Raw genomic sequence first — 24,217 nt, 5'->3', positions numbered from 1 at the left:
CATGGGGGGTCCGGGCCGGGGCCGGGCCCCCCGACCGCCCCCCCCCCTCCGGCCGGGCCCCGGCGGGGGGTTCCCTCACCTCGCGGCCGCTGCCGTATGCCACGGCCGGGCGGGGAGCGGGCCGGCGCCGCCGCCGCTCACGGACCGGCCGATGGATTACTTCCGGGAGCCCTCGCCCGCCTCACTGTCGGCCGCCGCCTCCGATGACTGCTGCCGGGGAATCTCCACGCCCTCGGCGGCCGCCGCCTCGCCCTCTTCCGAAGCCTCGGACTCCTCGGCCGCCGTCGGCTCATGAGGTGCCTCCTCGGACTCCTCGGCCTCGGCGGCCTCCGACTCGGCCGTCAACGTCGCCGCGGCCGCCTCCTCCGTCGACGCCTCATCCTTACGACGGCGAAACCGCGAAAACACGCCCATAACTTCTCCTACGCTACTCATCCGGGCGAAATCCCTTGCCGCCCGGAGCGTCCCATTGCGCCGCCCGCGGGCGCCGGTCATGCACCGGCTCTCGGGATCTCGCAACAGGCAACGACCCCACCCGTAGCCCGTCACGTCGCTCGTTCGAGATGGGGGCGTGATGTTTGCGAGACTGACGAGGTGAACATCGCCGTTCCCGCTCCGCGGGTCATCGCCGTCGTCGGCCCCACCGCGGCCGGAAAGTCAGACCTGGGCGTCGCCCTCGCGCAGCACTTGGGCGGCGAGGTCATCAACGCCGACTCCATGCAGCTCTACCGCGGCATGGACATCGGCACCGCCAAACTCACCCCCGAGGAGCGGCAGGGCGTCCCGCACCGGCTGCTCGACATCTGGGATGTGACGCGGGCGGCGAGCGTCGCCGAGTACCAGACGCTGGCCCGCGCCGAGATCGACCGGCTGCTCGCAGAGGGCCGCACCCCGGTCCTCGTCGGCGGCTCCGGACTGTACGTACGCGGCGCCATCGACGCCCTCGACTTCCCCGGCACCGACCCGGACGTCCGCGCCCGCCTGGAGGCCGAGCTGGCAGAACAGGGCAGCGGCGCCCTGCACGCCCGGCTGGCCGCCGCCGACCCCGAGGCCGGACGCGCCATCCTGGCCAGCAACGGCCGGCGCATCGTGCGCGCCCTGGAGGTCATCGAGATCACCGGCCGCCCCTTCACCGCGAACCTCCCCGGGCACGAGGCGGTCTACGACACCCTGCAGATCGGCGTCGACGTCGAGCGCCCCGAGCTCGACGAGCGGATCGCGCTGCGCGTGGACCGGATGTGGGAAGCCGGGCTCGTCGACGAGGTGCGCCGCCTGGAGGCCGAGGGGCTGCGCGAGGGGCGTACGGCGTCCCGGGCGCTCGGCTACCAGCAGGTGCTCGCCCAGCTGGCGGGGGAGTGCACCGAGCAGGAGGCGCGCGACGAGACGGTGCGCGCCACCAAGCGCTTCGCGCGCCGTCAGGACTCCTGGTTCCGCCGGGACCCGAGGGTCCACTGGCTCAGCGGTGCCGCCGACCGCCGGGCGGAACTCCCACAGCTCGCGCTGGCGTTGCTCGAACGACCGGTCACAGCCTGATCACGTCATGGCATCGGGACGCTCCGGCCGTCATCCGGGCCGCTGAGGGCGTGTCATCATCGACCTTCGATCGAGGCGTGCAATCTGCAGTGGGGAGGGCGCGTGGCAATGGAGGCCGGCCCTCGCAACAGAGCGCAGCAACCGGACCCGAACGCATCCGACACGGCTCCGCTGACCCAGGACGGTCCGGAGACCCCGGACGCCATGTCCTCCGCCGCCGACGGCATCCCCCCGCTCGCCGAGCCGGCTGCCCTGGGCGACACCCTGGACGACTCGGACGGTCCTGACGTGGGCCCCGACGGGCCCGCCGAGGGCGGCGAGTCCTTCCGGGAGCTCCGGCCGCCGCGCCGGCTGCGACTGTGGCAGCTCGCGCCGATCGTCGTGCTCGCCGCAGTCGGATCGCTGATGTTCGCCTTCCCCCTCGCCTTCGAGTTCGGCGGCGACGGGGGTGCGGTGATCGCGATGCTCGGGCTGCTGTTGTGCTGCTGCGCGGCGGGGTGGGGAATGATGGCCGCCCGCCGCGTCGGGCACACCTGGCCGGGACTGCCGGCCCGCGGGTCCGGCCGGCGTGCCGGCTGGCGGGTCGTGCTGATCTACGCCGCGGTGGTGGCGGTCCCCGCGGCCCTGGCCATCTGGCGCGTGGCCCGCCTGCGCTGACCCGGCGCGTACGCGGACCGACGCGGCCCCGGCTTCGCGGTTCGCCGGGCCCGGCCCGTACGATTCAAGGGTGAACAACCCTCAGCGCATCGCCTTCCTCAAGGCTCACGGCACCGAGAACGACTTCGTCATCGTCCCGGACCCGGACGGGCGCCTCGATCTGCCCGCGACCGCGGTCGCCCGGATCTGTGACCGGCGGGCCGGGCTCGGCGGCGACGGGGTGTTGCGTGCCGTACGGTCCGCGGCGCATCCCGAGGCACGCGCGATGGCCGACGAGGCCGAGTGGTTCATGGACTACCGCAACGGCGATGGTTCGATCGCCGAGATGTGCGGCAACGGCGTCCGCGTTTTCGCGCGCTATCTGCTGCACGCCGGGCTGGTCGAGGCGGGCGACGTCGCCATCGCCACCCGCGCCGGCGTACGGCGGGTCCACCTCGCCAAGACCGGGGATGTCACCGTCTCGATGGGGCGCGCCGAGCTTCCCGACGAGAGCGTCGTCGTCACCGTCGACGGGCGCAGCTGGCCGGCCCGCAACGTGAACATGGGCAACCCGCATGCCGTCGCGTTCGTCGAGGATCTGGACCACGCCGGTGAGCTGAGTGCGGTGCCGCCGTTCAGCCCAGCGGGGGTTTATCCCGAGGGCGTGAACATCGAGTTCGTTGTGGACCGCGGCCCGCGCCATGTGGCGATGCGGGTGCACGAGCGGGGCTCCGGGGAGACCCGCTCCTGTGGGACCGGCGCCTGCGCGGTCGCCGTCGCCACCGCTCGCAGGGACGGTGCGGACCCGGCCGTGACCGGCACCCCGGTGACCTACACCGTCGATGTGCTCGGCGGCAGCCTGTCGATCACCGAGCTGCCCGACGGGACGGTGGAGATGACCGGGCCGGCCGTGATCGTCGCCGAGGGCACGTTCGATCCCGCGTGGCTGGCGGCGGCGCTCGCCTGACGGGTACCCCCCTGGCGGGGTGCGCGGGATACGGCTCCGGCCCCGAGATTCGCTCGAATGGGTGATCCGTTTCACTCTGGGCGAGAGCCGGACAGCGCTGCGTGATGGGCTCGATAGCATCAAGCACCGGCCAGGACGTCCGACTGAACGGCGTCCACCGCCGGTCGACGCTGCCGGAGGTGCCCATGAGCGCAGAGGCCACAGACCCTGGTAACCCTGAAGCAGCGGGCCGCAAGCGCGGCCGCCCCCGCCTGGAGCTCCGGGGGCTGCGTCGGATCGGGCGCGCCGCGCTGCTCGGTCCGGCCGCCCGCGACGGCCTCCCGGACGCCCTGGAACATGTCGCCAAGGTGCACCGCGGTCACCATCCCGACGCCGATCTGGACATCCTGAGCAAGGCGTACCTCCTGGCGGAGTCCTCGCACCGCGGCCAGATGCGCAAGAGCGGCGAGCCGTACATCACCCATCCGCTCGCGGTGACCCTCATCCTCGCCGAACTGGGCGCGGAGACCACGACGTTGACCGCCTCGCTGCTCCACGACACCGTCGAGGACACGGAGGTGACGCTCGATCAGGTGCGGGCGGAGTTCGGCGCGGAGGTCTGCTACCTCGTCGACGGTGTGACAAAGCTGGAGAAGGTCGATTACGGCGCGGCCGCCGAGCCGGAGACCTTCCGCAAGATGCTGGTCGCCACCGGAAACGACGTCCGGGTGATGTCCATCAAGCTCGCCGACCGGCTGCACAACATGCGCACCCTGGGCGTGATGCGGCCCGAGAAACAGGCCCGGATCGCCAAGGTGACCCGGGACGTGCTGATCCCGCTCGCCGAACGCCTCGGCGTCCAGGCGCTGAAGAGCGAGCTGGAGGATCTGGTCTTCGCGATCCTGCACCCGGAGGAGTACGCCACCACCCGCCGCCTCGTGCGGGAGCGGACCGACCTCTGCCGGCAGCAGCCCGATCCGCTGGCCGTGATCGCGGACCGGGTCCGCGCGACCCTGGATGAGGCCGGGATCGGCGCCGAAGTGCGGGTCGTCCCACGGCACTTGGTGTCCGTGCACCGGGTGCTGCTGGGGCGCGGTGAGGTGACCGGCGCGGACCTGGGGCGGCTGCTGGTCCTCGTCGCGGAGGACGCCGACTGCTATGCGGTCCTCGGTGAGTTGCACACCTGCTTCACCCCGGTCATCTCCGAGTTCAAGGACTTCATCGCGTCCCCCAAGTTCAACCTCTACCAGTCGCTGCACACCGCGGTCACCGGCGAGGCCGGGGGGATCGCCGAGACGCTGATCCGTACGCACCAGATGCACCGGGTCGCGGAGGCCGGGGTGATCGCGCTGGGCAATCCGTACGCACCGTGCACCGGGGCGTCCGGCGCGGACGCACCCGAGGGGGAGCGGGCCGACCCCACCCGCCCCGGATGGCTCTCGCGGCTGCTGGAATGGCAGCGGACGACCCCCGATCCGGACACGTTCTGGACGTCGCTGCGGGATGATCTCGCGCAGGACCGGGAGATCACGGTCTTCTGCGCCGACGGGCTGTCGGACGGGCCGGACGGCCGGTCCGCGGATGTCCCGGGCGGCCCGTCCGGTGCCACGGGCGGCGTCATCGGGCTGCCTGCCGGGGCGAGTTGTGTGGACGCCGCGTACGCGCGGCACGGCGAGGCGGCACACTGCTGCATCGGCGCCCGCGTCAACGGCCGCCTCGCGACGCTCGCCACCGTTCTGCACGACGGCGACAGCCTGCATCTGCTGATGGCCCCGGAATCGGCGACCGGGCCCTCCCCGGAGTGGCTCGACCACGCCCGTACGCCGGCCGCCCGGCTCGCCATCTCCCGGAGGCTGTCGGAGCCGCTGGAGGCCGGCGGTCCGTCCGCCGGGCCCGGAGAGGCACCGGCCGGGCCGCCCGCCGCCGTGACCGCGCACGAACCCCGCGAGGTCACCCCGGCGTCCGTCCTTGCCATGGCGGATCTGCCCGGTGCGGCGGTCCGGCTGGCGGGCTGCTGCACCCCGGTGCCGCCGGACAGCGTCACCGGGTTCGCCGTACGGGGCGGCACGGTCACCGTGCACCGCGCCCTGTGCCCCGTGGTGGCGCGGATGGCGGCGACGGGCCGGCAGCCGGTCGGGGTGCGCTGGCGGGGCGCGGGCCGGACCGGCCACGGCTGCCGGGTGACCCTCCTCGCCGAGGCCTTCAGCCGGCCCCACCTCCTGGCCGACCTCACCGAGGCGATCGCCGCCCAGGGCGCCGCCGTGGTGTCGGCCGCCGTCGAACCACCGCACGAGCAGCGGGTGCGGCACACGTACACCCTCCAGCTCCCCAACGCCGACGGGCTGCCGTCCCTGATGCGGGCGATGCGCCAAGTGCCGGGCGTCTTCGACGTGTTGCGGGCCGGCCGGCCCAGACCGGCCGCCGCGGTGCGCCCGTAGGGGGCCCGGTCAGGCGGCCGTAAGCCGGACGTATGATCCGCCGCCCGTTCGGGTGCCGTAATGCCGCGCCATCCACCGGGGAGGGGGCCGCGCTGATAGCGGTAGCCCATGCCGCTTCCCTTGCGCCGCCCGTACCGCGATCCCGACCGTGCCGTCCGCGACCGGCCCCGCGCCCCGCGCGACAGGACCCCGTCCCAGGCCGTCCGCCGGGCCGCCGCCCTGGGGCTGGCGGCCCTCACCACGCTCGGCGCGGCCGCGCCCCTGTCCCCGGGGCCGCGCGGTATCGGCGACCCTCTCTTCCCCACCCTCGGCAACCCCGGCTACGACGTCCTGTCCTACGACGTCTCCCTGGACTACCCCGGTCGCAACGACCGGCCGCTCGACGCCGTCACCGAGATCACCGCCCGCGCCACCGCCGGGCTCGACCACCTCAACCTCGACTTCGCCCGCGGCAGCGTCCAGTCCGTCCGGGTCGGCGGCCTGCCGGCCCGGCACGCGCGGCACGGCGAGGACCTGGTGGTCACCCCGCTCGTACCGATCACCCCGGGCCAGGAGCTGCGGATCGTCATCCGGCACACCAGCGATCCCCGCGACAGGAACGACGGCGGCTGGATCCGTACCGTCGACGGGCTGGCGATGGCCAACCAGGCCGACGCCGCGCACCGCGTCTTCCCCTGCAACGACCACCCCTCCGACAAGGCGATCTTCACCTTCCGCATCTCCGCGCCCAGGGAGCTGACGGCGGTCGCCAACGGCCTGTCCCTGGGACGCCGCGACCAGGGGGCGCGCCGCGTCTGGACGTACCGCACCGCGCACCCCATGGCCACCGAGCTGGCGCAGGTGTCCTTCGGGAAGTCCAGCGTGCTGCGGCGCCGCGGACCGCACGGGCTGCCGATGCGCGATGTCGTACCGACCGCCGACCGTGCCGCCCTCGCTCCCTGGCTCGCCAAGACGCCGGACCAGATCGCCTGGCTGGAGCGCAAGATCGGCCGCTTCCCCTTCGAGACGTACGGGCTGCTGATCGCGGACGCCAGAACCGGCTTCGAGCTGGAGACACAGACCCTGTCGCTCTTCGAGAAGGGCCTGTTCACCTCCGGCCGGCTGCCCGCCTCGTACATCGAGTCCGTGATGGTGCACGAGCTGGCCCACCAGTGGTTCGGCGACAGTGTCAGCCCGCGCCGCTGGTCCGACCTCTGGCTGAGCGAGTCCCACGCCACCTGGTACGAGGCCCTCTACGCTCAGGAGAAGGGCGGCAACCGCGGCTCCATGGAGGCACGGCTGCGCCGGGCGTACGAGTGGTCGGACGAATGGCGCGCGGCCGACGGCCCGCCCGCGGCGCCCAAGCCGCCCAGCGCCGGCAAGAAGATCAGCATCTTCCGGCCGATCGTCTATGACGGCAGCGCGCTGGTCCTCTACGCCCTGCGGCAGAAGATCGGCCAGGGCGCCTTCGCCCGGCTCGAACGCGCCTGGGTGGCCCGGCACCACGACGGAGTGGCCGGCACCCACGACTTCATCGCGCTGGCCTCCGAGACCGCAGGTCAGGACCTCTCCGGCTTCCTGCGTGGCTGGCTGTACGCCACGAAGACCCCGCCGATGCCCGGTCACCCCGACTGGAAGCCGAAGGACGACCGGCAGCCCAGGGCACACCGGGCGGCGCCGCGGTCCGAGGCACCCGGGCCGCCGTCCCGGGGAAACACCGGAAAACCCGCGTGACCCCCGCAACGGGCCGTGCGACCATCGACGGGTCGGCCGACGGACGCCCGGGAATCTCCGGCGCGGCTCGGACGTTGAGACCAGCGAAGGCCGTACCACCATCGACAGTCCCAGCGGGACCGCCCGGTCCCCACCAGGACTTCCCAACGACACAAAGGATCAAATGACCTCCTCTTCTTCCCTTCCGCAGGACCGCCAGCGCCTCCCCGAGAGCCTTCGGGCCGACGCCCTGATGGAAGAGGACGTCGCCTGGAGCCACGAGATCGACGGGGAGCGTGACGGCGACCAGTACGACCGCTCGGCGCGGGCGGCGCTGCGCCGTGTGGCGGGCCTGTCCACCGAGCTCGAAGACGTCACCGAGGTCGAGTACCGGCAGCTCCGCCTGGAGCGGGTGGTACTCGTCGGCGTATGGACCACGGGCACGGTGCTCGACGCGGAGAACTCGCTCGCCGAGCTCGCCGCGCTGGCGGAGACCGCCGGCGCGATGGTGCTCGACGGCGTCGTCCAGCGCCGCGACAAGCCGGACCCGGCCACGTACATCGGCTCGGGCAAGGCGCTGGAGCTGCGCGACATCGTGCTCGAATCCGGGGCGGACACCGTGGTGTGCGACGGTGAGCTCTCCCCGGGCCAGCTGATCCACCTGGAGGACGTCGTCAAGGTCAAGGTGGTCGACCGGACCGCCCTGATCCTCGACATCTTCGCCCAGCACGCCAAGTCCCGGGAGGGCAAGGCGCAGGTCTCCCTGGCGCAGATGCAGTACATGCTGCCCAGGCTCCGTGGCTGGGGCCAGTCGCTGTCCCGTCAGATGGGCGGTGGCGGATCCAGCAGCGGCGGCGGAGGCATGGCCACCCGTGGTCCCGGTGAGACCAAGATCGAGACGGACCGGCGGCGGATCCGCGAGAAGATGGCGAAGATGCGCCGGGAGATCGCGGAGATGAAGACCGGCCGGGACATCAAGCGCCAGGAACGCCGGCGCAACAAGGTCCCCTCGGTCGCCATCGCCGGCTACACCAACGCCGGCAAGTCCTCCCTGCTCAACCGCCTCACCGGCGCCGGCGTCCTGGTGGAGAACGCCCTGTTCGCCACCCTGGACCCGACCGTCCGGCGGGCCGAGACGCCCAGCGGGCGGCTCTACACCCTCGCCGACACCGTCGGATTCGTCCGGCACCTCCCGCACCACCTCGTCGAGGCGTTCCGCTCCACGATGGAGGAGGTCGGCGATGCCGATCTCATCCTGCATGTGGTCGACGGCTCGCATCCGGTGCCGGAGGAGCAGCTGGCCGCCGTCCGTGAAGTGATCCGCGATGTGGGCGCGACGGACGTGCCCGAGATCGTGGTCGTCAACAAGGCCGACGCGGCCGATCCGCTGGTGCTCCAGCGCCTGCTGCGGCAGGAGAAGCACGCCCTCGTGGTCTCGGCCCGTACGGGCCAGGGCATGACGGAACTGCTCGACCTGCTCGACGAGGAACTGCCGCGCCCCGAGGTCGAGATCGAGGCGCTGGTGCCCTACACCCAGGGCGCCCTGGTCTCCCGGGCACACGCCGAGGGTGAGGTCATCTCCGAGGAGCACACCGCGGACGGCACCGTCCTCAAGGCGCGGGTGCACGAAGAGCTGGCCGCCGAATTCCAGCCCTTCGTGCCGGCGGCGTAACAACACAGCGCGACGGCGCACGACGAAGGCCCGCCCCCGGTCTCCCGGGGGCGGGCCTTCGTCATCTCACGACGGGCGGAGCGGGCGGCGCCGGTGCACGACACCGCCCGCAGCACGGCATTACTGCTTGCTGGCCCACTTCTTGCTCATGCTGTCGAAGATCGACTTGGCCTCGGCACCCAGGTGCGGGCCGGCCGACCAGCGGGCCGGGCGCGGCCCCATCGACATGTTGGAGACCAGGACCGGCTTGCCGTCCTTGCCCTTGATGAACCAGGGACCACCGGAGGAGCCACCGGTCATGGTGCAGCCGATCCGGTACATGGTCGGCATCTTCGCCTCCGTCGTCAGACGGGTCGGCTTGTCGGTGCACTGGTTCTGAATGGCACCGTCGAACGGCGCCTCCGCCGGGTAGCCCTGAGCGGTCAGGCTCGGGATCTTGTTCATCGCGGGGGCGTTGAACTCGACCTCGTACGCACCGCCGGCGATCTCCTCCAGCGACTTACCGCCGTTGGCCGTCTCCGGCTTGACGTGCATCAGCGCGAAGTCGTACGGAGCCATCGGCACGCCCGGAACGGCGCCGCCGTCCTTGATCCACTCACTGGAGGTGGCCATGTCGTCCGCCCACCACTTGCCGGACGGCACCCGGTCCTCGAACGGCGTGGTCTTCATCTTGCTGGCGGGCTGGCCGGTCCGGTTGAAGTTCGGCACGAACATCATGTTGCGGTACCAGCCGCCGTTCTTGCCGGCGTGCACACAGTGCGCGGCGGTCCACACGAGGTTGGACTTGCCGGGGTGCGCCGGGTCCTTGACGACGGTGGCGGAACAGCGGGAGTCGCCCTCGGGGGTGCTGAACGCCAGCAGTCCGACGCCGGGAGCGGTGGAGGTGTAGGGCGTCTTGACGGGCTGGGCCTGGACGGCCGCCGGCTCGGGGTCGGTCTTGCCCTGGTCCTGGGAGATGTCCTCAGGCTTGCTGGGGTCCTTGGGCGGCTTGATCTTGTCGATCTTGTCCGGGTTCCAGAAGTCCTTGATGATCGGGTTGATGAACTCCCCGGCCTCCCGGAGCCACTTGTCCTTGTTCCAGTTCTTCCACTCGCCGTTCTTCCACTTGTCCAGGTCGAAGCCGTGTTCCTTGAGCTTGTCCTGGATCTCCTTGGGGATCTGGATGTCACCCCCGCCCGTGGTGTCGGCCGCCTGAGTCGGCTTGGCGTCCGCGTTGTCGCCCTCGGGCCCGCAGGCGGTGACGGTCATCGCCAGCACTGCCGTGAGGGCGGCCGCGGCCAGGACTGGCCGACGTATGGATCGCATGGGTGAGCTCCCCCTGGTGAATTCGATCTGAGCTTGTGTGGCTTTGGTGCACTTGCGCCGTTCCGATCTTTGTCATGAACCTCAAGATCCGAGCGCAAGACCCCACTATGCCGGTGCCGAGGAGGACGGTGGTAGTCGGGTCCCCGGTTCCGGTCTTCCCCATGAGCACCGATCTCGCCGGTAACCGTGATCCTCCGTCGGCGTCGTCGTTGGTACGTACGGGGGACGCAGGGCCGCCGCAGCAGCGGGCCGGCATTCAGCAGCACAACAGCAGGAGGACACAACTGCCGTGGCGTTGACCGATACCGTGCCGGCGGCCGTGCCGTCGGCCCACGAGGGGATCCTGCGGCGGCAGTCCCTGCGTGAGTCCGCCGCCCGTACGTACGCGCGCTCGCTGCCCATCGTCCCGGTGCGCGCCCGCGGGCTGACCATCGAGGGCGCCGACGGCCGGCGCTATCTCGACTGCCTTTCCGGCGCGGGCACGTTGGCGCTCGGGCACAACCACCCCGTGGTGCTCGAAGCCATCCGCACCGTCCTGGATTCCGGCGCGCCACTGCACATCCTCGACCTCGCGACGCCCGTCAAGGACGCCTTCATCACCGAGCTTTTTGCCACACTGCCCGGGAAGTTGGCGGAAAAGGCGCGCATCCAGTTCTGCGGACCGGCCGGCACGGACGCGGTCGAGGCCGCGTTCAAACTCGTCCGCACGGCGACCGGACGGGACGGCCTGATGGCGTTCTCCGGCGCGTACCACGGCATGACGGCGGACGCGCTCGCCGCATCCGGGGGAGCCCGGCACACCGGCGTGACCCGGCTGCCCTACCCGTACGACTACCGCTGCCCGTTCGGGACCGGCGGCGAACGCGGCGCCGAACTCGCCGCGCGCTGGACGCAGAGCCTGCTCGACGACGACAAGAGCGGGGTGCCGCAGCCGGCCGGAATGATCGTCGAACCCGTTCAGGGGGAGGGCGGCGTGATCCCCGCCCCGGACGGCTGGCTGCGCCGGATGCGGGAGATCACCGCCGCCCGGCAGATCCCGCTGATCGTCGACGAGGTACAGACCGGCGTCGGGCGCACCGGCACCTTCTGGGCGGTCGAGCACAGCGGGATCGTGCCCGATGTGCTCGTGCTGTCGAAGGCGATCGGCGGCAGTCTGCCGCTCGCGGTGATCGTCTACCGCGAGGAGCTGGACGCCTGGCAGCCCGGCGCCCACGCCGGCACCTTCCGCGGCAACCAACTCGCCATGGCCGCGGGCCGGGCCACCCTCGCCTACGTCCGCGAGAACGGGCTGGCGCGCCGTGCCGGGGAGCTCGGCGCCCGGATGCTGGCCCGGCTCAGCGGGCTCGCCGCCTCCTACGACTCCATCGGCGACGTCCGTGGCCGCGGGCTGATGCTCGGCCTCGAACTGGTCGACCGGGAGGCCGACGCCGACGCCACCGGGGCGCGGCCCGCCGCCCCCGCCCTCGCCGCCGCCGTCCAGCGCGCCTGCCTGGACCGCGGCCTGATCGTCGAACTCGGCGGCCGGCACTCCTCCGTCGTCCGCCTGCTGCCACCCCTGACCATCACCGACGAACAGGCGGACGCGATCCTCGACCGCCTTGCCGACGCCATCGCCGCGGCGATCCGCACCACCCCCGGGCCGGCGGGCTCGTCCCCCACGACCATGCGAGGCACATCCCCATGAACGAACGCCCCGGCTCCGACGGGACCCAGGCCGCCGAGCGACTCCCCGCCCACCACCAGGGCGCGGGGACGATCGAGTCGGCCGTACCGCGCCAGCAACGGCGCGCCCCGGACGACGTGCGCCACGAACCACCCGCGGAAGGCCAGGCACCGGCCGTTTCCGCCGCATACGACCGCGCCCACCCCGGTGACGCCGACCCCCTGGACCACCCGGATCCGGCGGTCGCCGCCGACGCCGCGGGTGTCGAGAACCTGCTGCGCTGCTGGATCCGCGAGAGCGGCGCCCACCGCCCGGCCGGCGGCCGGCTGCGCATCCCGCTGTACGCCAGCGCCAGCGCTCTGCACATCCCTGTCCGCTACTGGTCGCCCACGGGCTGGCACCGGTTCGGCGCCCCCACCCTGGAGGGCACCCCGGCCGGCACCGCCCCACTGGATGCCGTCACCCTGGCCGCGCTGCTGCGCCGGGAGGCCGCGCACGGGGCGGAGCGCCGAGCACCAGAGGGCGAGCTCCGTCAGACGCCGGGCGCCGACGGCGCCGAACTGGTCGGCCGGGTCGCCAACTCCGTCCGCAGCACCGCCCTGTTCATCGCCGACCGGCGCGCCCACCCCGCCGACAACCAGGGCGCGCTCTTCCTCGAAGCGGAACAGTCCCTCCTCCTCGGCCACCCCCTACACCCCACACCCAAGAGCCGCGAGGGCCTCACCGACGCCGAGATCCACGCCTATTCGCCCGAACTGCGCGGCGCCTTCCCGCTCCACTGGATGGCCGTGCACCGCTCTGCCCTCGCCGCCGACTCCGCCTGGACCGAACGCGGCAAGCCCGTCGCCGCCGAACAGCTCGCCGCCGACCTCGCCGAGGGCACCCTCCAACTCCCCGACAGAACCGTCCCGTTGCCGCTGCACCCCTGGCAGGCCCGGGAACTCGCCGGCCGCCCGGACATCGCCGCGCTCCTCGACGCCGGCCTGCTGCACGACCTCGGCCCCCGCGGCCCCCTCTGGCACCCCACCTCGTCCGTCCGCACGGTCTACCGGCCCGGCGCGGAGGCTATGCTCAAGCTCTCCCTCGGCCTGCGCATCACCAACTCCCGCCGGGAGAACCTCCGCAAGGAACTGGAGCGCGGCGTCGAGGTCCACCGCCTGCTGCGCACCGGCCTGGCCAAGCAATGGCAGGCGGCCTTCCCGGGGACCCCGGGCTTCGACATCGTCCGCGACCCGGCCTATCTCGCCGTCGACGGCGCCGACGGCGCGCCCGTCCAGGGGCTCGACGTCGTCATCCGCCACAACCCCTTCGGCATCACCGACGACGCCGTCTGCATCGCCGGCCTCACCTCGCAGCGGACCTGGCCCGGCCACCCGGGAATGCGGTCCCGGCTGGCCCTTCTCGTCGCCGGGCTCAGCGCCCGTACGGGCCGCGCGGTCGGCGCCGTCGCCACCGAGTGGTTCCTGCGCTACCTCGAAGCCGTCGTACGGCCCGTCCTGTGGCTCGACGGCACCGCGGGCGTCGCCCTGGAGGCCCACCAGCAGAACACCATCGTGCTGCTGGACCTGGACGGCTGGCCGGCCGGCGGCCGCTACCGCGACAACCAGGGCTACTACTTCCGCGAGTCCCGGCGCGCGGAGCTGGCGCGACGGCTGCCCGGCATCGGCGCCACCAGCGACACCTTCGTCGCCGACGACGTCACGGACGAGCGGCTCGCGTACTACCTCGGTATCAACAACGTCATGGGCCTCATCGGGGCTTTCGGCGCGCAGCGGCTGGTCCGCGAGGAGATCCTGCTCGCCGCCTTCCGGCGCTTCCTCGCCGACGCCGCCACGGCCCCCGACGCCCATCGTTCGAACCTTCCGGAGCAACTGCTGGCCGCCCGCACACTGCGCTGCAAGGCCAACCTCGCGACCCGGCTGCACGGCCTCGACGAACTCGTCGGCCCGGTCGACACTCAGTCCGTCTACGTCACCGTGGCCAATCCCCTGGCCACGTAAGCCCCGGCCTTCCGGCCTCCTGGCCCCGACCCCGTTCCCCCGCTGTCCCCGTACCCGCCCCGACCCCCAGCCGGTCCCCGACCCCCAGCCGGTCCCCGACCCCCAGCCGGTCCCCGACCCAGCCGCCGCGCGACCCACAAGGCCACGCGTCACGCGGCCACGAGAGGAGAGCGTCGCCGTGCCACCCACCGACTCCGACCTCAGCCCCAGCTCCGAGGACACCCTCAACCTGCAACTCCCGGGGGAATTAGGCATGTTGTTCGCCGACGAGTGCCGGGAGCCGGTGCCTGTCGGCGTCTCGGCCGCGGGCCCGCCGCTCGGTGATCCGGCGGGCTGGGCGCCGACCGACACCCCTGCCGGGCCGTTCGCACTCGTCCCCGTCCGGCTGGACCGCGATCTCGCCCGGATCTCCCGCTGGATGAACGATCCGGCGGTCGCGGCCTTCTGGGAGCTGGCGGGGCCGCCCGAGAGCACCGCCGCCCATCTGCGTGCCCAGCTCGACGGCGACGGGCGCAGCGTGCCCTGCCTCGGTGTGCTGGACGGCGTCCCGATGAGCTACTGGGAGATCTACCGCGCCGACCTGGACCCCGTGGCCCGCTACTACCGGGCGCGGCCCCAGGACACCGGTGTGCACCTCCTGATCGGCGGCGCGGGTGACCGCGGGCGCGGCCTCGGCGCGACGCTGCTGCGCGCCACCGCCGATCTTGTGCTGGACCACCGTCCGCACTGCGGACGCGTCATCGCCGAGCCCGACCTGCGCAACACCCCCTCCGTCGCGGCCTTCCTGAGCGCGGGATTCCGCTACGCCGAAGAGATCGAGCTGCCGGACAAACGCGCGGCCCTGATGATCCGCGACCGCGCCCACCGCCACCAGCTCTGACCCCGGGGCCGTCCGACGACGGCCCCGCCGGCTTTCCGGGTGCCTTCGCGTGCTTCAGCCCCCTGGTTCCCCGCGCCCCGGCCCCTGGGCCCACCCTCCCGTCATCCGTCCCCACCCGCCTCTCCCACCCCGCCCAGTCCACCCATCCCACCCATCCATCCCGCCGTCCCGGTTGTCCCTCCGCATGTGCCGGGCGCCCGTCCCGCTTCGAGGAGTCCCGCCTTGTCTCCAGCGCCCCAGCCTCCGCACAGCGCCTGGCAGCACGCCGCGCGCCGACTGTTCGCCAAGACCCTGGCGGAGTTCGCGTACGAGGAAATCCTCACCCCCGAGCCCGATGGCACCGCCCCCGACGGCACCCCGCGCTACCGCCTGCCGGTCGGCGACACCCTCACCTACCGCTTTCACGCCCGCCGCGGCGCTTACGGACACTGGCGCGTCGATCCCGACTCCATCACCCCCGACAGCGATCCGCTGCGCTTCCTCACCCACGCCCACGACACCGTCCTGGGCCTGTCCGGCGACACCACCGGCCACCTCATCCGCGAGCTGACCGCCACCCTCGCCGCCGACACCCGGCTCGACGCGACCGCCGTCAGCGCGGCCGACCTCGCCGACCTGGACTACGCCGACCTCGAAGGGCACCAGACCGGCCACCCCTGGCTCGTCGCGAACAAGGGCCGGCTCGGCTTCTCCGCCACCGACGCGGCGCACTGGGCCCCAGAAGCCCGTACACCCCAGCGGCTGCCCTGGCTCGCCGCACACCACTGTCTCGCCCACTACCGGGGCATCCCCAGCCTCGCCACCCCCGATCGCCTCTACAGCGAGGAACTCACCCCCGCCACCCGCGCCGCCTTCGACCGCGCCATCTCAGCCGAGGGCCGCGACCCGGCCGACTACCTCTATCTCCCCGTGCACCCCTGGCAGTGGGACGAGACCATCGCCCCGCTCTTCGCGCCGCAGCTCGCCGACAGATCCATCATCGCGCTGCCCACTGACAATGACCTCAGACTCCCGCAGCAGTCGATCCGCACCTTCCTCAACATCAGCCGCCCGCAGGCCCGTACGGTCAAGCTGCCGCTGTCCATCCTCAACACCCTCGTCTGGCGCGGCCTGCCCACCGAGCGCACCCTCGCCGCTCCCGCGGTCACCCGCTGGGTGCACGGCCTGCGCGACGACGACACGTTTCTGCGCGAGGAGACCCGGGTGATCCTGCTCGGCGAGACCGCCTCGGTCACCGTCGAGCACCCCCTCTACGACCGGCTGCCCGGCGTCCCGTACCAGTTCAAGGAGCTGCTCGGCTGCATCTGGCGCGAGCCGATCGCCCGCCATCTCGACCCCGGCGAACGCGCCCGCACCCTCGCCTCGCTGCTGCAGACCGACTCCCGCGGCCGCGCCCTGACCGCGGAGCTGGTGTGCCGCTCCGGCCTCGCCCCTCAGGTCTGGCTCCGCCGCCTCTTCGCCGCTCTGCTGCCGCCCCTGCTGCACTTCCTCTACCAGTACGGCACGGTCTTCTCCCCGCACGGCGAGAACGCCATCGTCGTCTTCGACGACCACGACATCCCCACCCGCCTCGCGGTCAAGGACTTCGTCGACGACGTGAACACCACCTCGCAGTCGCTCCCCGAGCACGACGCGATGCCGGAAGACGTCCGGGCGGTGCTGCTGACCGAACCGCCCGCCTTCCTCACCCAGTTCATCCACTCCGGCCTGTTCGTCGGTGTCTTCCGCTATCTCGCGCCGCTGTGCGAGGACCAACTCGGCGTTCCCGAGGCCGAGTTCTGGTCACTCGTGCGGGCGGAGATCGTGCGGAACCATGAGCGCTTCCCGCGCCTCAAGGAGCGCCACGAGACCTTCGACCTGCTCACCCCGCACATCGAGCGGCTGTGTCTGAACCGCAACCGTCTGCACGTCGACGGTTACCGGGACCGCCGCGACCGCCCGCACGCGGCGGTACACGGCACCGTGCCCAATCCGCTGCACGCTCTGTGATCCGGCCCGGCTGTCAGTGGTCCCGCGTAGGCTTGCAGCGCTATGACAAAGCCCTCCCTCCCCGATCTGCTCCATGCCGCCGTCGCCGCTGTCGGCGGCACCGAGCGCCCCGGCCAGGTGGCGATGGCCGAGGCCGTCGCCGAGGCCGTGGACGACCAGTCCCATCTGCTCGTGCAGGCCGGCACCGGCACCGGAAAGTCCCTCGGCTATCTGGTGCCCGCGCTGGCCCACGGCGAGAGAGTCGTCGTCGCCACGGCCACCCTCGCGCTCCAGCGCCAGCTCGTCGAGCGGGACCTGCCGCGCACGGTCGAGGCGCTGCATCCGGTGCTGCGCCGACGCCCCGAGTTCGCCATGCTCAAGGGCCGCTCCAATTACCTCTGCCTGCACCGCCTGCACGAAGGCGTCCCGCAGGAAGAGGAGGACGGCCTCTTCGACCCGTTCGAGCAGGCGACGCCGACCAGTAAGCTCGGCAAGGACCTGCTGCGGCTGCGTGACTGGGCGGACGAGACCGAGACCGGCGACCGCGACGCGCTCACCCCCGGCGTCTCCGACCGCGCCTGGGGGCAGGTCTCGGTCTCCTCCCGGGAGTGCCTGGGCGCGTCGAAGTGCGCATACGGGGCGGAGTGCTTCGCGGAGGCCGCCAGGGAGCGCGCCAAGCTGGCCGATGTCGTCGTCACCAACCACGCGCTGCTCGCGATCGACGCCATCGAGGGCGCGCCGGTCCTCCCGCAGCACGAGGTCCTGATCATCGACGAGGCCCATGAGCTGGTCTCCCGGGTCACCGGCGTCGCCACCGGCGAGCTCACTCCGGGGCAGGTCAACCGCGCCGTCCGCCGGGCTGCCAAGCTCGTCAACGAAAAGGCCGCCGACCAGCTCCAGACCGCCGCCGAGTCCTTCGAGCGGCTGATGGAGCTGGCGCTGCCGGGCCGCCTGGAGGAGATCCCCGAGGACCTCGGCTACTGCCTGATGGCGCTGCGCGACGCGGCCCGTACGGTCATCTCCGCGCTCGGCTCGACCCGCGACAAATCGGTCCAGGACGAGGACGCGGTCCGCAAGCAGGCGCTCGCCTCGGTGGAGACCGTCCATGCCGTCGCCGAGCGGATCGCGAACGGCTCCGAGTTCGACGTGGTCTGGTACGAGCGCCATGACCGCTTCGGTGCGTCCCTCCGGGTGGCGCCACTCTCGGTCTCCGGCCTCCTCCGCGAGAAGCTCTTCGAGGACCGTTCCGTCGTCCTGACCTCCGCCACCCTCAAGCTCGGCGGCGACTTCAACGGCGTCGGTGCTTCCCTGGGCCTGGCCCCCGAGGGCACCGAAGGAGAGGCCGCGCCGCCCTGGAAGGGCCTGGACGTCGGCTCCCCCTTCGACTACTCGAAGCAGGGGATCCTCTACGTCGCCAAGCACCTCGCCCAGCCCGGCCGTGAAGGCAGCCGTACGGACATGCTCGACGAGCTCTCCGAGCTGATTGAGGAGGCGGGTGGCCGCACCCTGGGTCTCTTCTCCTCCATGCGTGCCGCCCAGGCAGCCGCCGAGGAGCTGCGGGGTCGCCTCGACATGCCGATCCTCCTCCAGGGCGAGGAGACGCTCGGCGAGCTGATCCGCGCCTTCGCGGAGGATGCCCGTACGTGTCTCTTCGGCACCCTGTCCCTCTGGCAGGGCGTCGACGTCCCGGGCGCGAACTGCCAGCTGGTGGTGATGGACCGCGTGCCGTTCCCGCGTCCGGACGACCCGCTGATGAGCGCCCGGCAGAAGGCCGTAGAGGAGGCCGGCGGCAATGGCTTCATGGCGGTCGCCGCGACGCATGCGGCCCTGCTGATGGCTCAGGGGGCGGGCCGTCTGGTCCGCGCCACCGGCGACCGCGGCGTGGTCGCGGTTCTGGACCCAAGGGTGGAGCGAGCCCGCTACGGCTCGTTCCTCCGCAAGTCGATGCCGGACTTCTGGTACACGACTGACCGCAATCAGGTCCGCCGCTCCCTCGCCGCGATCGACGCGGCAGCGAAGGCCGCAGACGAGTAACCAGCGCCGTGGAGGCCTGTGCAGCGACCATCAATTGAGCAACCCCCACCGCACCGCAACCACCTCCGCGAAAGCGGCCGCGGTTTAGCGGCACAAGCAGAGCCCCGGAACCGGCGCAGTGGTTCCGGGGCTCGGTCGTGAGGGCTGGGTCAGACCCGGCGCAGTACCGCGACGACCTTGCCGAGGATGGTCGCCTCGTCGCCGGGGATCGGCTGGTACGAGGCGTTGTGCGGCAGCAGCCACACATGGCCGTCCTCGCGCTTGAAGCGCTTGACGGTGGCCTCGCCGTCCAGCATCGCGGCGACGATGTCGCCGTTCTCGGCGACCGGCTGGCGGCGGACGGTGACCCAGTCGCCGTCGCAGATCGCGGCCTCGATCATGGAGTCACCGACGACCTTCAGCACGAACAGCTCGCCGTCGCCGACGAGCTGGCGGGGGAGCGGGAAGACGTCCTCCACGGACTCCTCGGCCAGGATCGGGCCACCGGCGGCGATCCGGCCGACCAGCGGGACGTAGGACGCGGCGGGCTTGCCGGCGGTCTCCGTGGTCACGCTGGAGGTCTGGTCCGAGCCACGGACCTCGTACGCCCGGGGGCGGTGCGGGTCGCGCCGGAGGAAGCCCTTGCGCTCCAGAGCCATGAGCTGGTGGGCGACGGACGAGGTGCTGGACAGCCCGACGGCCTGGCCGATCTCCCGCATCGACGGCGGGTAGCCGCGCCGCTGCACCGAATCCCGGATCACTTCGATCACCCTGCGCTGGCGGTCGGTGAGCCCCGAGCTGTCGGCCCGGATCCCCGGCGGCCGGCCCGGTAGTGATCGTGCGGGCTTCTGCTCTTCGGAGTCCAACGTGGCGTCGTCCATCGGCGTGCTCCGTGCCGGTTGAGGATGCTCGAATCGGCTCTGGGAGTGGCTCTGTGCGGTGATGGTCGCGCTGTCTGCGGTGGTGGTCACGTCGGCCCCTCTCGAAATGTTCTCCCTAGTTAGCCAACGGTAGTTGCTTTCGAAAGGTTGCGCCAAACACACGTTCGAGTGAAAAATTCGCTGATTGGCTGACCCGATCAAGTGGCTGGGTGTATGGCGAATTCTCATTCGAGCCGCGAGGTACGCTTTCGCCCGAGTTTTCCGCTTGGGCCGTCGGCCGGATCGTCGGCCGTGCCATCGGTGGAAACGGTCATGGTGGCCGACCCCCGTGTGAGGCCGATTCTGTCATCCCCGCCCCTGCGCCCCGCCGCCCGGGTGGTGTCCCGTACTCTCTTGGGCGACCTCCCGGCCCGCCTCCGCCGCGACACGCGGTAGGCGGATGTAAGCGGCCCGACACCATATCTAGTGCTTAGATGCGTTCGACCGCCTACAAGTTGTGGTGCCGGGTCCTTCAAGGCCCCCGGGATCGCCTATGCTTGTGGCTGCTCCGAAGGGCCCGTACGGACTCGCCGGAGGTTATTCGTCGTACGCCGGGAACGGTGGCGTACGTACGTCCGTATAGCGAGGGTGAGGAGGGTCGAGCCATGCACTGCCCCTTCTGCAGGCACCCAGACAGCCGGGTCGTCGACAGTCGCACGACCGACGACGGGACGGCGATCCGCCGGCGCCGCCAGTGCCCCGACTGCGCCCGCCGTTTCACGACCATCGAGACGGCGTCGCTCATGGTGATCAAGCGGAGCGGGGTCACCGAGCCCTTCAGCCGCAACAAGGTCATCGCCGGAGTGCGCAAGGCGTGCCAGGGCCGCCCGGTCACCGAGGACGCCCTCGCCAAGCTCGGCCAGCGGGTCGAAGAGGCGGTGCGTGCCACCGGCAGTGCCGAGCTGTCCACCCATGACGTCGGGCTCGCCATACTGGGCCCGCTGCAGGAGCTCGACCTCGTCGCGTACCTGCGCTTCGCGTCCGTGTACCGGGCCTTCGATTCGCTTGAGGACTTCGAGGCGGCCATCGCCGAGCTGCGGGAGCAGCGCGAGCAGGGCCCGCCCGCGCAAGGCTGCGGCACCGAGGGGGAATCGGGCGGTCCGGCCGCCCCCGTCCCCGTGCCCGCCACCGCCGCCGACTGAGTTCGGCGCGCATCCAGGACCTGGCCGGGGCTAGAGAAGGCGCCCCGGCATCAGAAAGACATACACCGTGCCACGGAATGCGTGCGCACATATGGGCGTTTGCCCGTATACAGGGAGGCGGAATGACAGAGACGACGAGCGGCCCGGCACGAGGCTCCCGCGCCAAGGGCAGCAAGGCGAGCAAGGGTCTGCGCATCGAGCGCATCCACACCACCCCCGGCGTGCATCCGTACGACGAGGTGGAGTGGGCGCGCCGTGACGTCGTCATGACCAACTGGCGCGACGGCTCGGTCAACTTCGAGCAGCGTGGCGTCGAGTTCCCCGACTTCTGGTCGGTGAACGCGGTCAACATCGTCACGAGCAAGTACTTCCGCGGCGCGGTGGGTTCGCCGACCCGTGAGTCGAGCCTCAAGCAGCTCATCGACCGCGTGGTCAAGACGTACCGCAAGGCCGGCGAGGACCACAGCTACTTCGCCTCCCCCGCGGACGCCGAGATCTTCGAGCACGAGCTGGCGTACGCGCTGCTGCACCAGGTCTTCAGCTTCAACTCCCCGGTGTGGTTCAACGTCGGTACCGCGCAGCCGCAGCAGGTCAGCGCCTGCTTCATCCTCTCCGTGGACGACTCCATGGAGTCGATCCTGGACTGGTACAAGGAAGAGGGGATGATCTTCAAGGGCGGCTCCGGCGCCGGCCTGAACCTCTCCCGCATCCGTTCCTCCAAGGAACTGCTCTCCTCCGGTGGCAACGCCTCCGGCCCGGTCTCCTTCATGCGCGGCGCCGACGCCTCCGCAGGAACGATCAAGTCGGGCGGCGCCACCCGCCGCGCGGCCAAGATGGTCGTCCTGGATGTCGACCACCCGGACGTCGAGGCCTTCATCGAGACCAAGGTGAAGGAGGAGGAGAAGATCCGCGCGCTGCGTGACGCGGGCTTCGACATGGACCTGGGCGGCGACGACATCACGTCCGTCCAGTACCAGAACGCCAACAACTCGGTCCGGGTGAACGACGAGTTCATGAAGGCCGTCGAGTCCGGCTCGAAGTTCGGGCTGCGCGGCCGGATGACCGGTGAGGTCATCGAGGAGGTCGACGCCAAGGGCCTCTTCCGGAAGATGGCTGAGGCGGCGTGGGCGTGTGCCGACCCCGGCATCCAGTACGACGACACCATCAACCACTGGCACACCTCGCCGGAGTCGGGCCGGATCACCGCGTCCAACCCCTGCAGCGAGTACATGCACCTGGACAACTCCTCGTGCAACCTCGCCTCGCTCAACCTCCTGAAGTTCCTGCGCGACGACGACAAGGGCAACCAGTCGTTCGACGCCGAGCGCTTCGCCAAGGTCGTCGAGCTGGTCATCACCGCGATGGACATCTCCATCTGCTTCGCCGACTTCCCCACCCAGAAGATCGGCGAGACCACCCGCGCCTACCGCCAGCTGGGCATCGGCTACGCCAACCTCGGCGCCCTGCTGATGGCCACCGGCCACGCCTACGACTCCGACGGCGGCCGCGCGCTGGCCGGTGCCATCACCTCCCTGATGACCGGCACCTCCTACAAGCGCTCCGCCGAACTGGCCGCGGTCGTCGGCCCGTACGACGGCTACGCCCGTAACGCGGACGCCCACAAGCGCGTCATGAAGCAGCACTCCGACGCCAACGGCAGCGCCAAGCGCATGGACGACCTGGACACCCCCGTCTGGGCCGCGGCCACCGAGTCCTGGCAGGACGTTCTGCGCCTCGGCGAGAAGAACGGATTCCGCAACGCGCAGGCGTCGGTGCTCGCACCGACCGGCACCATCGGCCTGATGATGGACTGCGACACCACGGGCGTCGAGCCGGACCTGGCCCTGGTCAAGTTCAAGAAGCTGGTCGGCGGCGGCTCCATGCAGATCGTGAACAACACGGTCCCCAAGGCGCTCAAGCGGCTCGGCTACCAGCCCGAGCAGATCGAGGCGATCGTCGCCCACATCGCCGACCACGGCAATGTCGTCGACGCCCCCGGCCTCAAGCCGGCGCACTACGAGGTCTTCGACTGCGCCATGGGCGTCCGCTCGATCTCCGCCATGGGCCATGTGCGGATGATGGCCGCCGCGCAGCCGTTCCTCTCCGGTGCGATCTCCAAGACGGTCAACGTCCCGGAGACGGCCACCGTCGAGGAGATCGAGGAGGTCTACTTCGAGGGCTGGAAGCTCGGCCTGAAGGCGCTCGCGATCTACCGCGACAACTGCAAGGTCGGCCAGCCGCTCTCCGCCAAGAAGAAGGACCCCGAGCCCGCCGCCAAGGCGGAGGCCGAGGCCCCGGTCGAGAAGAAGGTCGTCGAGTACCGCCCGGTGCGCAAGCGCCTCCCCAAGGGCCGTCCCGGCATCACCACCTCCTTCACGGTGGGCGGCGCCGAGGGCTACATGACCGCCAATTCCTACCCGGACGACGGTCTCGGTGAGGTCTTCCTGAAGATGTCCAAGCAGGGCTCGACCCTCGCGGGCATGATGGACGCCTTCTCCATCGCGGTCTCGGTCGGCCTCCAGTACGGAGTGCCGCTGGAGACCTACGTCTCGAAGTTCACCAACATGCGCTTCGAGCCGGCCGGCATGACGGACGACCCGGACGTGCGGATGGCGCAGTCGATCGTCGACTACATCTTCCGCCGCCTGGCGCTGGACTTCCTGCCCTTCGAGACCCGCTCGGCGCTCGGCATCCACTCCGTCGAGGAGCGCACGCGCCACCTGGAGACCGGCTCGTACGAGCAGTCCATGGACGACGCCGAGGTCGACGTGGAGGGCCTGGCCCAGTCCGCTCCGCGCCAGTTGGAGGCGCCGAAGTCCGCTCTGGCGGCCAAGGCGGCCGACGAGATCGCCGTCCCGGCCCCGAAGCAGGCGCACACCAACGCCGAACTGGTCGAGATGCAGCTGGGCATCAACGCCGACGCGCCGCTCTGCTTCTCCTGCGGCACGAAGATGCAGCGGGCCGGCAGCTGCTACCTGTGCGAGGGCTGCGGCTCGACCAGCGGCTGCAGCTGAAACCGGGCGGAATCGCGTTGGATGCAACATCCGACGTAGCCCGCACAGGTAGCTGACCAGCAGCTCACGAAGGGGACCGGCCGAAGGCCGGTCCCCTTCGTCATACCTGTGACCTGCACGAAGCAGCCGAGTCAACGATGTTGCGTCAGACGCATCGTGAGTCGAGCGGTTGATCTGATGGGTGCATGAAGCGTCGACCTCCTCGTCCAGTACCTGGAAGAGGTCCGCCCGGGCTTTTCCCCAGGCAAGCACCCCGCACTTTCGATGAGTGCATCACCGTTCTCAGCCGCCAGCCGCCAGCCGCCAGCCGCCAGCCGCCAGCCGCCAGCCGCCAGCCGCCAGCCGCCAGCCGCCAGCCGCCAGCCGCCAGCCGCCAGCCGCCCAGGGCAGGGCAG

Annotated in this window: 16 protein-coding genes; 13 read left to right on the top strand and 3 right to left on the bottom strand. The window is 71.4% G+C overall.

The genetic code is table 11. From position 1 onward, the window contains the following. Positions 1-156: 156 nt before the first annotated feature. The gene (locus AB0I10_RS21525) at positions 157-414 is read right to left on the bottom strand and encodes a hypothetical protein (RefSeq protein ID WP_363154144.1); all 258 of its coding nucleotides are present in this window, start codon (positions 412-414) and stop codon (positions 157-159) included. Between the two features lie 180 nt (positions 415-594). On the opposite strand from AB0I10_RS21525, the gene miaA reads away from it, so the two are divergent. The 6 genes from miaA (at position 595) to hflX (ending at position 8,917) form a co-directional block, all read left to right on the top strand. Further along, positions 595-1,533, top strand: coding sequence for a tRNA (adenosine(37)-N6)-dimethylallyltransferase MiaA (miaA, locus tag AB0I10_RS21520; protein WP_363154143.1), 939 nt, complete (start codon positions 595-597; stop codon positions 1,531-1,533). Positions 1,534-1,641: 108 nt separating this feature from the next. Then, positions 1,642-2,190 carry a hypothetical protein gene (locus AB0I10_RS21515; protein ID WP_363154151.1) on the top strand — a complete coding sequence of 183 codons (549 nt, stop codon included), beginning with the start codon at positions 1,642-1,644 and terminating at the stop codon, positions 2,188-2,190. Positions 2,191-2,260: 70 nt separating this feature from the next. After that, the gene (gene dapF / locus AB0I10_RS21510; RefSeq protein ID WP_363154142.1) at positions 2,261-3,136 is read left to right on the top strand and encodes a diaminopimelate epimerase; all 876 of its coding nucleotides are present in this window, start codon (positions 2,261-2,263) and stop codon (positions 3,134-3,136) included. A 185-nt stretch (positions 3,137-3,321) separates the two neighbouring features. Then, positions 3,322-5,553: an HD domain-containing protein gene (locus AB0I10_RS21505; protein ID WP_363154141.1), complete on the top strand. Its 2,232-nt coding sequence runs from the start codon at positions 3,322-3,324 to the stop codon at positions 5,551-5,553. 108 nt (positions 5,554-5,661) lie between these two features. Further along, on the top strand, positions 5,662-7,266 hold the full coding sequence (locus tag AB0I10_RS21500) for a M1 family metallopeptidase (protein WP_363154140.1): 1,605 nt from the start codon (positions 5,662-5,664) through the stop codon (positions 7,264-7,266). A gap of 163 nt (positions 7,267-7,429) precedes the next feature. Further along, positions 7,430-8,917 carry a GTPase HflX gene (hflX, locus tag AB0I10_RS21495; protein ID WP_363154139.1) on the top strand — a complete coding sequence of 496 codons (1,488 nt, stop codon included), beginning with the start codon at positions 7,430-7,432 and terminating at the stop codon, positions 8,915-8,917. A 120-nt stretch (positions 8,918-9,037) separates the two neighbouring features. On the opposite strand, the gene AB0I10_RS21490 is transcribed toward hflX, so the two are convergent. Then, complete coding sequence (locus AB0I10_RS21490) at positions 9,038-10,222, bottom strand: hypothetical protein (protein ID WP_363154138.1); 1,185 nt, start codon at positions 10,220-10,222, stop codon at positions 9,038-9,040. Positions 10,223-10,511: 289 nt separating this feature from the next. Between AB0I10_RS21490 and AB0I10_RS21485 the strand changes: the two genes are divergently transcribed. From AB0I10_RS21485 to AB0I10_RS21465, 5 genes are all read left to right on the top strand, one after another. Further along, positions 10,512-11,906, top strand: coding sequence for a diaminobutyrate--2-oxoglutarate transaminase family protein (locus AB0I10_RS21485; protein ID WP_363154137.1), 1,395 nt, complete (start codon positions 10,512-10,514; stop codon positions 11,904-11,906). Further along, entirely contained in the window at positions 11,903-13,885 is a 1,983-nt protein-coding gene (locus tag AB0I10_RS21480; RefSeq protein WP_363154136.1) for an IucA/IucC family protein, read from the top strand. Before AB0I10_RS21485 ends, AB0I10_RS21480 begins: the two co-directional genes overlap by 4 nt. A gap of 253 nt (positions 13,886-14,138) precedes the next feature. After that, a complete protein-coding gene (locus AB0I10_RS21475) occupies positions 14,139-14,765 on the top strand; it encodes a GNAT family N-acetyltransferase (RefSeq protein WP_363154150.1) in 627 nt (208 codons plus the stop codon). 222 nt (positions 14,766-14,987) lie between these two features. Further along, the gene (locus tag AB0I10_RS21470) at positions 14,988-16,754 is read left to right on the top strand and encodes an IucA/IucC family siderophore biosynthesis protein (RefSeq protein WP_363154135.1); all 1,767 of its coding nucleotides are present in this window, start codon (positions 14,988-14,990) and stop codon (positions 16,752-16,754) included. 42 nt (positions 16,755-16,796) lie between these two features. Beyond that, positions 16,797-18,767: an ATP-dependent DNA helicase gene (locus tag AB0I10_RS21465; protein ID WP_363154134.1), complete on the top strand. Its 1,971-nt coding sequence runs from the start codon at positions 16,797-16,799 to the stop codon at positions 18,765-18,767. A gap of 149 nt (positions 18,768-18,916) precedes the next feature. On the opposite strand, the gene lexA is transcribed toward AB0I10_RS21465, so the two are convergent. After that, the gene (lexA, locus tag AB0I10_RS21460) at positions 18,917-19,717 is read right to left on the bottom strand and encodes a transcriptional repressor LexA (protein ID WP_363154133.1); all 801 of its coding nucleotides are present in this window, start codon (positions 19,715-19,717) and stop codon (positions 18,917-18,919) included. A gap of 554 nt (positions 19,718-20,271) precedes the next feature. Between lexA and nrdR the strand changes: the two genes are divergently transcribed. Then, positions 20,272-20,808: a transcriptional regulator NrdR gene (gene nrdR, locus AB0I10_RS21455; protein WP_363154132.1), complete on the top strand. Its 537-nt coding sequence runs from the start codon at positions 20,272-20,274 to the stop codon at positions 20,806-20,808. 122 nt (positions 20,809-20,930) lie between these two features. Then, positions 20,931-23,822: a vitamin B12-dependent ribonucleotide reductase gene (locus AB0I10_RS21450; protein ID WP_363154131.1), complete on the top strand. Its 2,892-nt coding sequence runs from the start codon at positions 20,931-20,933 to the stop codon at positions 23,820-23,822. Positions 23,823-24,217 lie beyond the last annotated feature (395 nt).

Origin of the sequence: Streptomyces sp. NPDC050636 (assembly GCF_040654775.1) — a bacterium.
Taxonomy (GTDB): Bacteria; Actinomycetota; Actinomycetes; order Streptomycetales; family Streptomycetaceae; genus Streptomyces.
The sequence above is the reverse complement of the archived record's forward strand: the minus strand, read 5'-3'. Positions and strand labels throughout refer to the sequence as shown.

Excerpts from the sequence above, each read along its gene's own strand:
- AB0I10_RS21525 (WP_363154144.1), bottom strand. The coding sequence starts at position 414 with ATGGGCGTGTTTTCGCGGTTTCGCCGTCGTAAGGATGAGGCGTCGACG.
- AB0I10_RS21515 (WP_363154151.1), top strand. The coding sequence starts at position 1,642 with ATGGAGGCCGGCCCTCGCAACAGAGCGCAGCAACCGGACCCGAACGCA.
- AB0I10_RS21505 (WP_363154141.1), top strand. The coding sequence starts at position 3,322 with ATGAGCGCAGAGGCCACAGACCCTGGTAACCCTGAAGCAGCGGGCCGC.
- AB0I10_RS21500 (WP_363154140.1), top strand. The coding sequence starts at position 5,662 with ATGCCGCTTCCCTTGCGCCGCCCGTACCGCGATCCCGACCGTGCCGTC.
- hflX (WP_363154139.1), top strand. The coding sequence starts at position 7,430 with ATGACCTCCTCTTCTTCCCTTCCGCAGGACCGCCAGCGCCTCCCCGAG.
- AB0I10_RS21490 (WP_363154138.1), bottom strand. The coding sequence starts at position 10,222 with ATGCGATCCATACGTCGGCCAGTCCTGGCCGCGGCCGCCCTCACGGCA.
- AB0I10_RS21480 (WP_363154136.1), top strand. The coding sequence starts at position 11,903 with ATGAACGAACGCCCCGGCTCCGACGGGACCCAGGCCGCCGAGCGACTC.
- AB0I10_RS21475 (WP_363154150.1), top strand. The coding sequence starts at position 14,139 with ATGTTGTTCGCCGACGAGTGCCGGGAGCCGGTGCCTGTCGGCGTCTCG.
- AB0I10_RS21465 (WP_363154134.1), top strand. The coding sequence starts at position 16,797 with ATGACAAAGCCCTCCCTCCCCGATCTGCTCCATGCCGCCGTCGCCGCT.
- nrdR (WP_363154132.1), top strand. The coding sequence starts at position 20,272 with ATGCACTGCCCCTTCTGCAGGCACCCAGACAGCCGGGTCGTCGACAGT.
- AB0I10_RS21450 (WP_363154131.1), top strand. The coding sequence starts at position 20,931 with ATGACAGAGACGACGAGCGGCCCGGCACGAGGCTCCCGCGCCAAGGGC.